16 protein-coding genes are annotated in these 15,603 nt (G+C 59.9%); 7 read left to right on the top strand and 9 right to left on the bottom strand.

Annotated elements, in window-relative coordinates; all coding sequences use genetic code 11:
• Positions 1-10: 10 nt before the first annotated feature.
• Entirely contained in the window at positions 11-955 is a 945-nt protein-coding gene (locus AC4IHP_RS26720) for a methyltransferase (protein ID WP_490833166.1), read from the top strand.
• Between the two features lie 33 nt (positions 956-988).
• Here the strand turns inward: AC4IHP_RS26720 and AC4IHP_RS26715 are convergent, their stop codons facing one another.
• Entirely contained in the window at positions 989-1,423 is a 435-nt protein-coding gene (locus AC4IHP_RS26715) for a short chain dehydrogenase (RefSeq protein ID WP_490833174.1), read from the bottom strand.
• 310 nt (positions 1,424-1,733) lie between these two features.
• Between AC4IHP_RS26715 and lpxO the strand changes: the two genes are divergently transcribed.
• Positions 1,734-2,633 (top strand): lipid A hydroxylase LpxO, encoded by a 900-nt coding sequence (lpxO, locus tag AC4IHP_RS26710; RefSeq protein WP_460119325.1) that lies wholly within the window; start codon positions 1,734-1,736, stop codon positions 2,631-2,633.
• A gap of 382 nt (positions 2,634-3,015) precedes the next feature.
• Here the strand turns inward: lpxO and ku are convergent, their stop codons facing one another.
• A complete protein-coding gene (gene ku, locus AC4IHP_RS26705; RefSeq protein ID WP_460119323.1) occupies positions 3,016-3,882 on the bottom strand; it encodes a non-homologous end joining protein Ku in 867 nt (288 codons plus the stop codon).
• A 189-nt stretch (positions 3,883-4,071) separates the two neighbouring features.
• Here ku and AC4IHP_RS26700 point away from each other — a divergent pair, with 189 nt between their 5' ends.
• The 4 genes from AC4IHP_RS26700 to nudC all read left to right on the top strand — a co-directional run bounded on the left by AC4IHP_RS26700 (position 4,072) and on the right by nudC (position 7,446).
• Entirely contained in the window at positions 4,072-4,392 is a 321-nt protein-coding gene (locus AC4IHP_RS26700; RefSeq protein WP_490833165.1) for a hypothetical protein, read from the top strand.
• Between the two features lie 52 nt (positions 4,393-4,444).
• A complete protein-coding gene (locus AC4IHP_RS26695; RefSeq protein ID WP_490833164.1) occupies positions 4,445-5,590 on the top strand; it encodes a PQQ-dependent sugar dehydrogenase in 1,146 nt (381 codons plus the stop codon).
• 205 nt (positions 5,591-5,795) lie between these two features.
• Positions 5,796-6,608 (top strand): crotonase/enoyl-CoA hydratase family protein, encoded by an 813-nt coding sequence (locus AC4IHP_RS26690; RefSeq protein WP_460119316.1) that lies wholly within the window; start codon positions 5,796-5,798, stop codon positions 6,606-6,608.
• Positions 6,609-6,615: 7 nt separating this feature from the next.
• Entirely contained in the window at positions 6,616-7,446 is an 831-nt protein-coding gene (gene nudC, locus AC4IHP_RS26685; protein WP_122612735.1) for an NAD(+) diphosphatase, read from the top strand.
• Here nudC and AC4IHP_RS26680 read toward each other — a convergent pair.
• The 3 genes from AC4IHP_RS26680 to AC4IHP_RS26670 form a co-directional block, all read right to left on the bottom strand.
• Positions 7,414-8,193, bottom strand: coding sequence for a TSUP family transporter (locus tag AC4IHP_RS26680; RefSeq protein ID WP_101160301.1), 780 nt, complete (start codon positions 8,191-8,193; stop codon positions 7,414-7,416). The two genes, nudC and AC4IHP_RS26680, sit on opposite strands and share 33 nt — an antisense overlap.
• A gap of 252 nt (positions 8,194-8,445) precedes the next feature.
• The gene (locus AC4IHP_RS26675; protein WP_490833163.1) at positions 8,446-8,925 is read right to left on the bottom strand and encodes a nuclear transport factor 2 family protein; all 480 of its coding nucleotides are present in this window, start codon (positions 8,923-8,925) and stop codon (positions 8,446-8,448) included.
• A gap of 54 nt (positions 8,926-8,979) precedes the next feature.
• The gene (locus tag AC4IHP_RS26670; RefSeq protein ID WP_490833173.1) at positions 8,980-9,543 is read right to left on the bottom strand and encodes a TetR/AcrR family transcriptional regulator; all 564 of its coding nucleotides are present in this window, start codon (positions 9,541-9,543) and stop codon (positions 8,980-8,982) included.
• A 214-nt stretch (positions 9,544-9,757) separates the two neighbouring features.
• Here AC4IHP_RS26670 and pssA point away from each other — a divergent pair, with 214 nt between their 5' ends.
• Entirely contained in the window at positions 9,758-11,101 is a 1,344-nt protein-coding gene (gene pssA / locus AC4IHP_RS26665) for a CDP-diacylglycerol--serine O-phosphatidyltransferase (RefSeq protein ID WP_490833162.1), read from the top strand.
• Between the two features lie 105 nt (positions 11,102-11,206).
• Here pssA and efeO (AC4IHP_RS26660) read toward each other — a convergent pair whose 3' ends face one another.
• The 4 genes from efeO (AC4IHP_RS26660) to efeU are packed head-to-tail and all read right to left on the bottom strand — an operon-like array spanning position 11,207 to position 15,404.
• Positions 11,207-12,031 (bottom strand): iron uptake system protein EfeO, encoded by an 825-nt coding sequence (gene efeO / locus AC4IHP_RS26660; protein WP_258709968.1) that lies wholly within the window; start codon positions 12,029-12,031, stop codon positions 11,207-11,209.
• Between the two features lie 26 nt (positions 12,032-12,057).
• The gene (gene efeB, locus AC4IHP_RS26655; protein ID WP_460119306.1) at positions 12,058-13,356 is read right to left on the bottom strand and encodes an iron uptake transporter deferrochelatase/peroxidase subunit; all 1,299 of its coding nucleotides are present in this window, start codon (positions 13,354-13,356) and stop codon (positions 12,058-12,060) included.
• 15 nt (positions 13,357-13,371) lie between these two features.
• The gene (gene efeO / locus AC4IHP_RS26650) at positions 13,372-14,556 is read right to left on the bottom strand and encodes an iron uptake system protein EfeO (RefSeq protein ID WP_490833161.1); all 1,185 of its coding nucleotides are present in this window, start codon (positions 14,554-14,556) and stop codon (positions 13,372-13,374) included.
• 8 nt (positions 14,557-14,564) lie between these two features.
• Entirely contained in the window at positions 14,565-15,404 is an 840-nt protein-coding gene (gene efeU / locus AC4IHP_RS26645) for an iron uptake transporter permease EfeU (protein WP_460119302.1), read from the bottom strand.
• Positions 15,405-15,603: the final 199 nt, after the last annotated feature.

The following is a 15,603-nucleotide window of genomic DNA, read 5'->3' as shown; positions in this document are numbered from 1 at the left end:
AGGAGGCTTCATGTCGGCACAAGAAACATCGGACAGAGCGCTGTTCGAGCTGGGCAAACGCCTGCTCGACAGCGGTTATCACTTCATTACCCCCACGCCTTTGACTCACGAACGATTTCTGCAGCGCTTTGCCACGCCGCTGGCCAAGGATCTGCGGGACGTGTTCGGCTGGTCGATGCCGTTTCCTACCGAGCTGTTCAGCGCAGACGAACTGGCCAGTCTGGAGCAGGCCGGCATCGTTGAACGCGATGGCGCGGTGTGGCGCAGTCATGTGCGCTGGTCGACGCTTAATGACCGGTTGTTCGCTCACTCGGCATTTCCAACGTCGGCGAGCGATGCGGTGTTCTTCGGTCCCGACACTTATCGCTTCGCCCAGGCCATCGAAGCACAAATGCAGCAACGCTTTTCGCCAATCAGGCGCGCAGTGGATATCGGTTGTGGCAGCGGCGCCGGGGCGGTGCTCATGGCCAAGGCGCGTCCGGATGCCGAGGTGCTGGCGGTCGACATTAATCCGCAGGCGCTGCGCATGAGTGCGGTCAACGCCGAACTGGCCGGGGCCAGCAATGTGTCGGTGTACCACAGCGATCTGCTTGCCAGTGCCGAAGGCCAATTCGACTTGATCATTGCCAATCCGCCGTACATGAACGACCAGCAACAGCGCGCTTATCGCCACGGTGGCGGGGCGCTGGGCGAGGGTTTGTCGGTGCGGATCGTGCGTGAGGCATTGCCGCGCCTGGAGGTCGGCGGCACGTTGCTGGTGTATACGGGCGTGGCAATTGTTGCCGGCCACGATCCGTTCCGCGAGGCAGTGACGCCATTGCTCAAGGGCGAGCGTTTTGGCTGGACCTATCGCGAGCTCGATCCGGATGTGTTCAGTGAGGAACTGCTCAAGCCTGAATACGAGCGCGCTGAGCGAATCGCCGTGGTCGCACTGACGGTAACCCGCGAGCAGTGACCGATCGTTGGGCCACTGCTCGCGCGGTGGCCTTCAGCGATTTCTGATGCGCGAAATTGTCAGCAGACAAACCCCCACCAACATCGCGGCCCCCGCTACCAGCAGCGGAGAAGGGCGAATCGGCTGCCGCGAGATACGCTCGATGCGCCCTGCGATCGAAGCTCGCACAGGTGCAGCAGGTTCAGCCTGATAGGGCGCTTCTTCGATTTCCAGGCGTAAGCCGTCCGGCATCACCAGCGTCAGCCCTTCGATCGTGCCGGCAATTCTGCCCGGATAAACCGGCTCACCGGTCGGGTCGAGCTGGTCGTAGAAAAACATTTGCCCTTCAAGCCAGCCAACGGCGGTCTGCAGTTCAGGTCCCAGGTAATACTTTCCATCGAGAAAAAAGCCAGAGAATTGCGGCGCGCGTTCGACGCTTTCAATGCGATAGCGCTGACCTGGTTTCATACCGGTTTGTGGGGCAATCATGGGGGTTCCTCCGTTATTGGTAAGCGATAGAGGAGCGCGTGCGGAGCGTGGTTCCATCGAAACGAGCAACGGGCGTTGCGCCTGCTTTGGCATCGGCGCAGGCATTAGCCAAAAGCAGGCAAGACAGTTTTTCACAGTTGAGGGTTCACTATCGGTTACGAACTGTGGCTAAAATGCCACCCTTTCACCGAGCGCCCGGAAACGGCGCGGGCCAAGGACGCGCCCTGTGCATCAAGACCGCTGCATAAGACGCTGGCTCACAGGCCGCCACGCGCGCAGTTTGTTCACTTTTGACGTGTGACCCTTTTCCGTGAAACTCATCATTGCCGCTGTTTATGTCATCTCCATTGCTTACGTTCATCTGCGTGGACGCGTGCGCCACAAGCTGGGGCGGCAATTGAGCGACCACTCGACGTTCCTCGCGCCGATCAACTGCTTCCTGTACCTGTTCTCCAGGATGCCCAACAAGCCGTACCTGAATCCGGCGGATTTCCCCGATCTGAGCCCGTTGCAGGCGCACTGGAAAGAGATTCGCGAGGAAGGCCAGAACCTGCTGCGTGCCGGCGAGATCAAGCGCTCGAATCAGTATGACGATGTCGGCTTCAACTCCTTCTTCAAGACTGGCTGGAAGCGCTTTTATCTGAAGTGGTACGGCGACAGCCATCCGTCGGCAATGAAACTGTGCCCACGCACCACCGAACTGGTGCAGAGCATCGGCTCGATCAAAGCGGCGATGTTTGCCGAGCTGCCACCGGGCTCGAAACTGGTGCGCCATCGCGATCCTTACGCCGGTTCATACCGCTATCATCTGGGGCTGGACACGCCGAATGATCCTGGTTGCTACATCAACGTCGACGGTGAGAACTATCACTGGCGCGATGGCGAAGCGGTGATGTTCGACGAGACGTTCATCCATTACGCAGAAAACACCACGGATCAGAACCGCATCATTCTGTTCTGCGACATTGAACGGCCGCTGAAATACCGCTGGGCTGCTGCGTTCAATCGCTGGTTCAGCCGCACGGTGATGTCGGCAGCGGGCGCGCCGAATGATGCCGGGGACAAAACGGGCGGGATCAACCGCTTGTTTACCAAAATCTACAAGATACGTTTGCGCGGCAAAGAGCTGAAGAAGCGCAACCGCACGCGCTATTACCTGGAAAAATGGGCGATTTTTGCCGCGTTGTTGGCGATCTTCATACTGATCTGAAGATTGGCGGTGTCATCGCTGGCCTCTTCGCGAGCAAGCCCGCTCCCACATTTGATCAGGGGAAATGCAAATATTGCATCCGACTCCGCACCCACATTTGCTTATGGGAAATGCAAATATTGCATCCGACTCCGAACTCTGTGGGAGCGGGCTTGCTCGCGAATGCTGACTCCTATTCAACACGTCTCGACCTGACTCCACCCCGGCGATCTTCATACTGATCTGGAGATTGGCGGTGTCATCGCTGGCCTCTTCGCGAGCAAGCCCGCTCCCACATTTGATCAGGGTGAATGCAAATATTGCATCCGACCCCGAACTCTGTGGGAGCGGGCTTGCTCGCGAAGGCAGCTTCCTTTCAACGTACCTGTAGCTGGCCGAACGCTTACTCCCCAGACGCCTTCCTGGTTTTCTTCGCCGGTGCCGCCTTGCTGGTTGTCTTGGCCTTCGGCTTGGCTGGTGCCTTGCCACCGAGGCTGCGCTTGAGCAGCTCGGTCAAATCGATAACATCGGCAGTCTTGCGCTCTTCCTCGCCAGTGGTGGTCTCGACATCCTCGATCTTGCCTTCGTGGGCCTTCTTCTCGACCAACGCCATGATCTTGTCTTCGAACTCGTCCTTGTAATCCTCCGGCGTCCATTCCGAGGTCATGTCTTCAACCAGACGTTTGGCCATGTCCAGCTCACCCTTCGCAAGCTGTGGCTTGGTCACTTCGCTGCCCAGCGCCAGCTCATCGAGGCTGCGCACTTCCTGTGGCCAGCGCAGTTTCACCAGAACCAGTGCCGACTCCAGTGGCATCAGTGCTGCCAGGTATTGGCGCGTATGCAGGACGACGCGGGCGAGGGCAACTTTGTTAGTCTTGCTCAAGGTTTCACGCAACAACGCGTAGACCTTGCCGCCACGTTTGTCCGGCGCCAGATAGTAGGGCGTGTCGATGTTCTGCAGCGGGATCTGTTCGGCGTCGACGAAAGAGAAAATGTCGATGGTCTGCGTGGAAACGGGGTGCGCCGAGCGGATTTCCTCCTCGCTGAGCACCACGTAGCGGCCCTTCTCGTAGGCCACGCCTTTGACGATGTTTTCCTTGGTGACTTCTTTGCCGGTGACCTTGTTGATGCGTTTGTAGCCCACCGGATCCATGCTGCGGCTGTCGAGCCAGTCGAAGTCCACGCCTTGGGACGACGTCGCTGAAACCAGCGCCACGGGGATGTGTACCAGTCCAAAACTGATTGCGCCTTTCCAGATTGCCCGAGCCATGACGTGTCCTCCGAGTGATGTTCAGGTGACCCGTGGCGCGGCGAGAAAGTTTCCAGTGATTGCGCGGCTTCCAGCGCTACGGTCAAGCCGTGTTACATGTTGTTTAAGGCACGAGGGTTAACAAATCCGAACCCACGGCGTAGCGTGGGCTCCAAGGCTCTAGTCCACGCACATCGAGAGGCATTCCCCATGAACCGCTTTCTGATTGGTATCGCTGTCCTGACCCTCAGTGGTGGTCTGGTGTATGCCGATGTCGTGCTGGCGCAAAGCCCCACCGGTAACAGCAATAATCCCTACAACAGCCCGATCCGCCGGGCCAACCCCAACAGCATGCAGGGCACCCAGCCCAGCGCTCCGCCTCTTCGCGGGCCGAACACCGTCCCCGTGCCACGTCAGCCGACCGTTGAAAATCGCGGCATCGGTAACGGACAGCCGATTCGCTCGGTGCCGAGCAAGCCACCCACCTTCATTCCCAACCCGCCCCCACGGGGCACCGGCAGCAACCGTTGAACGGCAGAACTGAGTTCCTGCCAGCCCCTCACACGAACATAAGGAATCGTGCATGTTGCGTAAAACCCTTTTAGCCACCTGCTGCGCCGCCGCGCTGATCAGTGCCCCGGCCTTCGCCGCCGCGCCCAAAGAGCTGAAAAGCGAGCAGGGCATTCTTGAAGTCAGCTCCATTGCCCAAGGCCTGGAACATCCGTGGGCGCTGGCGTTTCTGCCTGATCAGCAAGGCATGCTGGTTACCGAACGCCCAGGGCGTCTGCGGGTCGTGAGCAAGGACGGCAAGTTGTCCGAGCCGATCAGCGGCGTGCCGCAAGTCTGGGCCAAAGGGCAGGGCGGTTTGCTCGATGTGGTGCTGTCGCCGGACTTCAAGCAGGACCGCATGGTCTATCTGTCCTACGCCGAGGGTGGTGGTGAGGGTGGCAAGGCCGGCACAGCAGTAGGGCGCGGACGTCTTTCCGAAGACCTGAAGACGTTGAAGGACTTCAACGTGATCTTCCGTCAGGAACCGAAACTGTCGGTGAGCAACCATTTCGGTTCGCGCCTGGTGTTCGATCGCGATGGGTATCTGTTTATCACTCTGGGGGAAAACAACGACCGCCCGACCGCGCAGGATCTGGACAAGCTGCAAGGCAAGGTCGTACGTATTTTCCCCGATGGCAAAGTGCCGGACGATAACCCTTTCGTTGGCCAATCCGGCGTTCGCCCGGAAATCTGGTCGTATGGCCTGCGCAACCCGCAGGGCGCGGCGCTCAACCCGTGGACCGGCACGTTGTGGGAAAACGAGCACGGGCCACGTGGCGGCGATGAAGTGAACATCATCGAGCGCGGCAAGAACTACGGCTGGCCGTTGGCGACCCATGGCATCAATTACTCAATGCAGCCGATTCCGGAGGCGCAGGGTAAAACTGCCGAAGGCACCGTGGCCCCGCATCATGTCTGGGAAAAATCGCCCGGCGTTACCGGCATGGCGTTCTACGACGCCGATCGTTTCAAGCCTTGGCAGCACAATGCATTTATCGGCGCACTGGTGAGCCAGGAACTGATCCGCCTGCAGTTCGATGGCGACAAGGTCGTGCATGAAGAGCGCTTGCTGGGTGAGTTGAATAAGCGCATCCGCGATGTGCGCCAAGGGCCGGATGGCTATCTGTATGTGCTGACGGATGAAGAGAATGGCTCGTTGTACAAGCTTGGGTTGAAATGATTGCGTGCGGCGAGAGATCCGACGCCTTCGCGAGCAGGCTCGCTCCTGCATTGAAATGTAGTCTCCCTGTGGGAGCGAGCCTGCTCGCGAAAAGGCCCGCGCATTTTGCGCCGACGCCGAGCAGTCCCGCATTTGGCCGAACCGCCGCCCCGTTGCCTTGTTATAGTTCGGGCCTTATTTTCCAGCCCGGTAAAGGATTTCTGCCATGACTCAATACTCCGCCTTCAGCGTCGAACTGGCTGACAACATCGCGCATGTGCAGATCAATCGACCGGAAAAGATCAACGCAATGAACGCGGCGTTCTGGAGCGAAATCGTCGAGATCTTCCAATGGATCGACGATACCGACGAAGTCCGCGTGGTAGTCCTCAGCGGTAACGGCAAGCACTTCTCTTCCGGCATCGATCTGATGATGCTCGCCGGCGTCGCCAATGAACTGGGCAAGGACGTGGGCCGCAATGCGCGCCTGTTGCGGCGCAAGATCCTCAACCTGCAGGCCTCGTTCAACGCCGTCGACAATTGCCGCAAACCGGTACTCGCCGCGATTCAGGGATACTGCCTGGGTGGGGCGATTGATCTCATTTCAGCCTGTGACATGCGCTACGCCGCCGAGGACGCGCAGTTCTCGATCAAGGAAATTGATATCGGCATGGCCGCCGACGTCGGCACATTGCAACGGTTGCCGCGAATCATCGGAGACGGCATGCTGCGTGAACTGGCTTACACCGGTCGCAACTTTGGCGCTGAGGAAGCGCGCAGCATGGGCCTGGTCAATCGGGTTTACAGCGACAAGGACACACTGCTCGAAGGCGTGTTCGACATTGCCCGTGACATCGCTGCGAAGTCGCCGATTGCCGTGACCGGTACCAAGGAAATGATCAGCTACATGCGTGACCACCGCATCGACGATGGTCTCGAATACGTTGCCACCTGGAACGCCGCCATGCTGCAATCCAACGATCTGCGCGTGGCCATGGCCGCCCACATGAGCAAACAGAAACCCGAATTTCTGGATTGAGTTAACCATGACCTCTCGCTGGACCACTGCAGTACTCGACACCGATCAACCCGGCGGCTGGGCCGTAGCGCGCAGCCCGGAAGGCTTTCTGTTCGATGACAACGGCGCGCTGTTCCCGCGCGAATGGCTCAAGCGCCAGGATCTTTCAGTCCTCGCCGAGCACGGCATTGGTCATCTGGATGGCGAGCCGGTGTATCTGCTCGAGTTGCGCAGTGTCAGCGAAGTGCCCGGTTGCGGCTGGAAGGGCCTGCGAGCGTTCATGCTCGAAGGCGATCACACGCTGTACAAAGTGCTCGGCTATGCCGCACAGATCGGCACTTGGGCGCGTGAGCATCGCTTCTGCGGCAACTGCGGCCAGCCGATGACGCAAGTCCCTCGCGAACGAGCGATGTATTGCCAGCCGTGCGATCTGCGCAGTTATCCGCGCATTTCACCAAGCATGATCGTGCTGATCACCCGTGGCGACGAAATCCTTCTGGCACGCTCGCCGCGTTTCGTCACCGGGGTTTACAGCACGCTGGCCGGCTTCGCCGAGCCGGGGGAGTCGGCCGAGGATTGCCTGATTCGCGAAGTGCGTGAAGAAGTGCAGATCGAAGTGAAGAACATCCAGTACATCGGCAGCCAGTGCTGGCCGTTCCCGCATTCGATGATGCTCGGCTTCCATGCCGAATATGCCGGTGGCGAAATTGTCTGTCAGGAAGACGAGATCGAGGACGCTCAGTGGTTCAACGTGCATGACTTGCCGCCGTTGCCGGCGTCGCGTTCGATTGCCCGTTACCTGATTGACGTCTACGTGGCGCGACGCTTAGGCCACGCTGAACCAGTGCTGCCAGGCTAAGCGCACGGTCAAGCCGAGCACTACGGTGATGAACACAGGACGAATGAATTTGGCGCCGCCGCTGATCGCGGTGCGCGCGCCAAAGAAAGCCCCGACCATCACCGACAGACCCATGCACAAGCCAATGATCCAGTCGACTTGTCCGGAGAAGATGAACACCGACAGCGCCGCGATGTTGCTGACAAAGTTCATGCTTCGCGCCACGCCGCTGGCCTTGACCAGATCGATCGGGTACAGCAGCAGACTGCTCACGGTCCAGAACGCGCCCGTGCCGGGGCCGGCCACGCCATCGTAGAAGCCGAGGCTGAAGCCTTGGGTCGATTGCCATTTCTTTTTGATCGGTGCGTCGCTGTCCAGCGGCGCTTTTGGCGTGCCGCCAAACAGCAGATACACACCACAAGCGAAGACGATCACCGGCAGCATCTTGTTCAGCCATTCGGCCGGCAGGTAATGCGCAACCACCGCACCGGTCAGCGCGCCGACCAGCGTGCCGACAATGGCGTGGGTCCACTGGCGTGGATGAAACAGTTTGCGCTTGTAGAAGGTGAAGCTGGCGGTGGCCGAACCGAAGGTCGAGCTCAACTTGTTGGTGCCCAGCACCAGATGCGGCGGCAGGCCCGCCGTCAGCAGCGCCGGCGTGGTCAACAGACCGCCACCGCCAGCAATGGCATCAATGAAACCGGCAAGGAAGGCAACGGCAGCCAGAATGGCCAGGGTGGTGAGGTCAACGCTGAGTTCGAAAGGCATGGAGTCGGCTTATTCGGCAAGGCGCAGAACGTGGGCTGCGGGGAGGGCGGTTATGTTACCTGTATCGAACTGTTGCGGCGAGCCAGAGCATGCCGTCGTCAATTACAGTCTGGAATACATTCCTGTGTAGGAGCTGCCGAAGGCTGCGATCTTCTGGGGCGCGGAGCGCCCCGGCTGCTGCGCGTGGGAACGATCAAATCAAGATCAAAAGATCGCAGCCTTCGGCAGCTCCTACACAGGGGTGGGTTGGCTTTAGAGACCGAGTTCACTCAGCCCCGGATGATCATCCGGCCGGCGGCCCAGCGGCCAGTGGAATTTGCGTTCGCTTTCCTTGATCGGCATGTCGTTGATGCAGGCATAGCGCTGGAACATCAGGCCATTGTCATCAAATTCCCAGTTCTCGTTGCCGTACGAGCGGAACCAGTTGCCCGAGTCGTCATGCCATTCATAGGCATAACGCACGGCGATACGCGTATCGGAGTAGGCCCAGAGCTCTTTGATCAAGCGATAATCCAGTTCCTTCGCCCATTTGCGCGTCAGAAAAGCCTTGGCCTCTTCGCGACTGTTGGCGAACTCGGCGCGATTGCGCCATTTGGTGTCGAGGGTGTAAGCGAGCGAAACCTTTTCCGGATCACGGGTGTTCCAGCCATCTTCGGCAAGGCGCACCTTCTCGATGGCTGAAGCGTGGTTGAAAGGTGGCAATGGCGGACGTACCTGGGCTGCAGTCGACATGTTCAATCTCCTGTTTCATTTAGTGTATGAACAACAAGTCCGGCTTATTAAGAGTTACAGGCCCAATAACTTTCGCGCCATGCATTGCGCATTATCGGCGGCACTGTGATCACCCATCACAAGCGCTACGGTAATGGCGCCTTCAATCAGAACCAGCAACTGTCTGGCCAGCAGCTGCGGATCCTCGGCGCCATGTTCGGTACACAGCTCGCACACGTAGTCGAGCAACTTCTGTTTGTGTTCTTTGGCAACCAGCCGCACCGGATCCTGAGGATCCCCGGTTTCGCCGCTGGTGTTGATGAAGGCACAGCCGCGAAAGCCTTCCGAGTCGAACCAGCCCTTGAGCACGTTAAACAGGTTTAGCAGTCGATCAACCGGTGTTTCGGCCTGGTCGACAGCGCTCCTGAACCAATGCATCCAGCGAATGTCCCGTCGTTGCAGGGCTGCGACTACCAACGCGTCCTTGTCGGCAAAGTAACGGTAAATGCTTTTTCTGGAGACGCCGGCGGTCTTCACCAGAAGATCCATGCTGGTGGCAGCGATGCCACTTTTGTAGATCAACTTTTCGGTAACATCCAGAATGATGTCGCGTGTGTCGTTGCTGATTGATTTGTTCATGTGGCGAACAGTAGAACGAGTGTTCTTCTTGGTCAAGGGAATTTTTCAGTGACTGCGAAAGCGCTTTCGCGAGCAGGCTCGCTCCCACAGGGGAATGCATTTCAACGGTGGGAGCGAGCCTGCTCGCGAAGGGGCCATTACTGACGCTGACGAGACCCGGCGCAGACGATGGTGTAAGCTCTCAAACTCTTCGGAATCGAACCTTGCGAGCCTTATGCCGTTGCTTTTCAAACGTTCTCTGCTGCCCAAGCTGCGCAGCTTCGCGCTGACCGCCGAGGCGGTGAGCATTCTGTCCAGTGCTGCTGAATTCCGACGCTGCCTGCTTGAGCAAATCGCTGCAGCGACCCAACGCATCTACATCGTTGCGCTGTATCTGCAGCAAGACGAAGCCGGCCAGGAAATCCTCGACGCCCTGCACGCCGCCAAGCTCAAGCGTCCCGAGCTGGAAATCGCCGTCGTGGTCGACTGGTTGCGCGCCCAGCGCGGTCTGATCGGCGCCGGCAAGCAACCGGGCAATGCCGCCTGGTATCAGGACATGACTCGCACGCACCAGAGCGAAGTGCCGATCTATGGCGTGCCAGTGCAGACCCGCGAGCTGTTCGGCGTGTTGCACCTCAAAGGCTTCGTGATCGATGACAAGGTGGTCTACAGCGGCGCGAGCCTCAACAATGTCTACCTGCACAAACTCGACAAGTACCGCTTCGACCGCTACCACGTGCTGCACAGTCGTGAGCTGGCGGATTCGATGCATCATCTGGTCAAGCATGGCCTGATCGAATCAAAAGCCGTGCACCGCCTCGACCTGCCCAACCTGCCGACCACCCGCAGCCTGCGCAACGACATCGGTGACCTGCGCAGTCGCCTCAAGTACGCGACATACGACACCGGTGCGGGCAGTACCAGCAAAGAAGGGCTGTCGGTCACGCCATTGCTCGGGGTCGGCAAGAACAACCCGCTGAACCGCGCGATTCTCGAACTGATCGCCAGCGCGCATAAGCAGCTGACCATCTGCACGCCATACTTCAACCTGCCCCTGGGCGTGATCCGCGAGATCAACCGAGCGCTGGCCCGTGGCGTGAAGATCGATATCGTGGTCGGCGACAAGACCGCCAACGATTTCTACATTCCGCCGAGCGAGCCGTTCAAGGTAATCGCCGCGCTGCCCTATCTGTACGAGATCAGCCTGCGCCGCTTCGCCAAACGCCATCAGCACAGCATCGACAGCGGCCAGTTGAACCTGCACTTGTGGCGCGACGGTGACAACACCTATCACCTCAAAGGCATGTGGATCGATCAGCGTTACACCTTGCTGACCGGCAATAACCTCAACCCACGGGCGTTCCGTCTTGATCTGGAAAACGCACTGCTGATCGAAGACCCGAAGGGCGAGTGGCAGGAGCCGCGGGCGAAAGAGCTGGAAAACATCTTCCGCCATACCACGCGGATCGACAGTTTTCAGAATCTGGAGACACTGCCGGATTACCCGGCTGGGGTGGCGAAGTTTCTCAAGCGGGTGAGTCGGGTGAGGATTGAGCGGTTGCTCTACAGGATTCTCTAGCGCGTCCGGAATTGCTTTCGCGAGCAGGCTCGCTCCCACAGGGAAATGCATTCCAACTGTGGGAGCGAGCCTGCTCGCGAAGGGGCCAGACCAGACGCTAAAAAATCAATTCAGACCCAACTTCCCGCGCATCATCGACAAATCTTCCGCCAGGGTATTCACCGGCCCGACCAGCGCTTTGCGGTCGTTGTCCTTGACCTTGTCATAGGTTTCAAAGCCGCCATCCGCCGTTTTGTATTTGGCGAGAATCCTGTCTACCGTGGCGAAGTTCTTGTCGACTTTCGCGACGAACGCTTTGTCCTGCTGTTCGATCTGTGGGCGGAACAGGTCGACGATCTTCTTCGCGCCATCGATATTGCCCTGGAAGTCATACAGGTCGGTGTGGCTGTAGCGGTCTTCCTCGCCGGAAATCTTCGTCGCCGCCACTTCTTCCAACAGCGCCGCCGCGCCGCCGACGACTTTCTCGGGCGGGAAGGTCAGGCCGGCAACACGGGTTTGCAGGTCCTGCACGTCCTTGTTCAAACCGTCAGCCAACGCATCCAGACCTTTGGTGGACTTCTCCGCGAACAACGAATATTCGATCCGGTGGAAGCCCGTGAAATCTTCAGCCTTTACGCCTTTTTCGTGGTCGTCGACGCGCGAGTCGATGGACGCATCGAGATCGCTGAACAGCTCGGCAATCGGCTCGATCGACTCGTAATACACCCGTGTCGGTGCGTAGAGCTTCTGCGCGGTGGCCAAGTCGCCTTTCTTCACTGCGTCGGTGAACTGCTGGGTGTGGCTGGCCAGTTCATCGAGTTTTTCGGTGACGTAGATCTTGTAGTCCGACACCGGCCCCACCAGATCCAGCGGCGCAGTCGCGGCGAACGCCGACAGCGGGGTGTTGAGCAAACCAAGGGTCAGCAGTAACGCGAGTGGCGTCTTTTTCATGGGGCGGCTCCAGTGTCGGTTGGGTGTCATGCGGTTTTGTTGTGGGAGGTGGCGGCCAGCAACGAGCGACCGATGAAATCGGCGTCGCCGGTCACGCCGGGCAGGGTGAAGAAGTACCCGCCGCCGACCGGTTTGAGGTATTCCTCAAGCGGCTCGCCATTGAGGCGGGTCTGCACGGTGATAAAGCCTTTTTCCAGGTCGGCCTGATAGCAGATGAACAGCAGGCCCATGTCGAGCTGGCCGTTCTTGTTGACGCCGTTGGAGTAGTTGAACGGCCGGCGCAGGATCAGATTGGCCTGGGTCGCGGCGGTGCGTGGGTTGGCCAGACGAATGTGCGCGTCGAGCCTCGTCAGCTTGCCGGCCGGGTCTTTGCTGTAATCCGGCACTTCGCTTTCATTGTGGCCGCCGATGGGCGCGCCGCTGCTTTTGACCCGGCCGAGAATGCTTTCCTGCTCCTGCAACGGCGTGCGATCCCAGCGCTCGACGAAGTTGCGGATGATGCGCACCGCTTGATAACTGCCATGGGCAGCCCAGGCCGGCTCGTCGCTGCCCGGTTGCACCCAGACGATGTGGTCCATGGCCTTGGCGTCGTTGGAATCGGGGTTGGCCGAACCGTCGCGAAAACCGAGAAAGTTGCGCGCCGACTGCGCCGGTACGCCGGGTTTGGCCGGCGCTTGCGGCGGGACGCTGCCTTCCTGTTTCCAGCGCACCAGCAGCAGGTCAGGCAGGTTCTTGACGATGTCGCGCAGGGCGTGAATGTTGGTATCAGCGGTGTTGGCGCAGAACTGCAGACTCAGGTCGCCATGGCAGCAATCGGCGTCCAGCGCATCGTTGGGAAAGCCGACCATGCGTTGCAGGCGCTTGGGCTTTGCCGCCGCCAGGCCGAAGCGCTCGTCGAACAGCGAATCGCCGACGGAAACGGTGATGGTCAGATTGTCCGGGGTGACCACCGGGCCGAGGATGCCGGAGTCCGGCGGCGGCAGTTTCGGGTCGATCTGCGCGACCGGGCCGCCCTTCATCAAAAACGCGATGCGCTCGTTCAAGGTGCGGAACAGCCGCTCAAGGTCTTCGCGATCAGAGGCCAGCACATCAAACGCCACCAGCATCCCGGAGGCCGGGCGCGGGGTGACGATGCCGGTCTGGTGCACGCCGTGGAAGTCGTGGCGGTCTTCGGTCTTGTCGCTGCTCGGCGCTTCGGTGACTTGCGCAGGCAGCGCGGCCATGGCCGGGCAGCTCAGCGCTGATCCGGCGAGAGCGACGCCGGCAGCGCCCATGCCCATCAGCACGCGGCGCCGTTGCAGGTTGGGAGATTCTGAATCGTTCATCGGATGGTCTTCTGTTTACAGGTCGGAAAGGCCGAGGGCGGGGTCGATGCCATCCAGTGCCGTGGCCAGAGCCTTGGCTTTGGCGGCGATCTGCTGGCGTTGCGCGGCGGTCACGGCGTCGTAACTGACGTAGCCGTCGGCAGATTTGAACGCGTTGAGCTGGCTATCGAAGTCGCCCAGCGCCTGGTCGACATTCGCCAGTACGTCTGCGGAGGATTTGCTCAGCATCGTTCGCAACAGGTCGACGACTTTGCGCGCGGTTTGCGCGTTGGCGGCGAAACCGTTGAGATCGCTGTGGCTGTAGCGTTCTTCTTCGCCGCTGCCAGCGCGCACCTCGGCTAGGTTGTTGAGGTTGCGCACGACGATGCTCACCAGTTGCTCCGGCGGCAGTGACTGCGCGAGCAACTGCTCTTTGAGTGTGGTGACGTCAGTGAGCAGGCGCTGGGCAATCGGCGCGACATCGTCGAGTTTACGTTGCTGGAACAGCGCGTATTCGAGGCGATGGAAACCGACGAACGCCGGATCCTGCTCGCGCTTCTCGAAATAATCGGCGCGGGCATTGATCTGATTGTCCAGCTCGGCCAGGCGCTGCGCCGCCGGCGCCAGACGCTGATAAGCCGCACGCGCCGGCAGGTACAGCGCTTGCGCCTGCGCCAGGTCACCACTGGCGATTGCCTGATCCAGCGCCGTAACCGCTTTGATCAACGCGCTGCCCTGAACGGCAAGATACACACGAAATTCCGACAGCGGCCCGACGAAAGCCACCATCGACGGCTTGGCCTTGGCGGCGGCATCCGAGGCTGCCGTCGGTGTCACGTGCAGGGTGCCGCGCGGGTTGCTGAGCAAGCCGCAGGTGATTGCATAGTCGCCCGGTTGCAGGTTGGCGTTGATCACCTGGCTCAGGCCCGGGGCGATGTTTTCCCGCTCTTCGACCACCAGCACGCCGTCGAGAATTTCCCACTCGACCGCACGCTCGGAGCGGTTGACGATGCGGAAACTGGCGCGGCCGGCCGGCACCGTCAGGGCATTCGGCTCACAACTGTGCGGATGGATGTTGACGACGATTTCGTCGTGGTTGTGCTGACGCTTGGCGGCGGCCATGTTCGAGGCGTACCAGAACAATCCACCAGCGGCGATCATCAGCACTACCGAGCCAGCCAGCGCCCAGCGCAGGGCCCGAGGGGTTTGAATGTCAGACATGGGTGCCCTTATTGGCTGGAAACGGAAGTCGTTGGCGTTGCCTGGCGGGGCGCGGGCATGAAGAACATCACCAGCGCCAGCAGCAGATAAAGCAGATACGCGCCGAGGGTGCTGACGGTCGGCGCGTCCTGATAGCCGAACATGCCGGCCAGCACCGAGCCCAGCGGGCCGTCCATCGGCAGCGTCGCGCTGAAGTCGAACAGCACGGTTTGCAGGTGATTCCACAGCCCGGCTTCATGCAGCGCCTGGACCGAGTTGGCGAGGATGCCTGCGGCGACCACAAGGATGAACAATCCGGTCCACTTGAAGAACGCCGAGAGATTGAGGCGCATGCTGCCGCTGTAAATCAGGAAACCGACGATCACCGCCAGGATCAGGCCGAGCAGGGCGCCGATCGGCGCGCCCGGGCCTTCGCTTTGCTGGAACACGGCGAGCAGGAAGAACACCGTTTCCAGACCTTCGCGAGCGACGGCGAAGAAGACCATGGCGATCAGCGCAATCACTTGATGCTTCGATGCCGTCAGCGCCTGATCGAGCGAGGCTTGCAGGGAATGCTTGATCGACCGCGCGACCTTGCGCATCCAGAACACCATCGAACTGAGAATGCCCACCGCGACCAGACCGACCACGCCTTCGAACAGCTCCTGCTGCTTTTGCGGAAATTCAGCACTGACCAGTTCCAGGCCACCACCGACCAGCAAGGCGAGTGCGGCAGCGAGGAAAACGCCGATCCATACGGCCGGCATCCACTGGCCACGGCCGGTCTGCTGCAAATAACTGGCGATGATGCCGACGATAAGCGCGGCCTCGATGCCTTCGCGCAACATGATCAAAAAGGGAACGAGCATTGGCGAGCCACAGCGTTTTAGATAGGAGGCTAAGTTGTAACATAATGACACTCATTCCCAAATGGCATTCATTGACATTTAGCTGAACCTTAGCTGAACGAACGCCATCTTCGTCCCGCATAGATTCCCTGTGGGAGCGAGCCTGCTCGCGAACGCGGTGTGCCTGTGAGGCATCTTCATCTGACACACCGCGTTCGCG

The organism is Pseudomonas sp. UF-293 (assembly GCF_058245595.1).
This window is presented reverse-complemented; position numbering and strand designations above follow the sequence as displayed.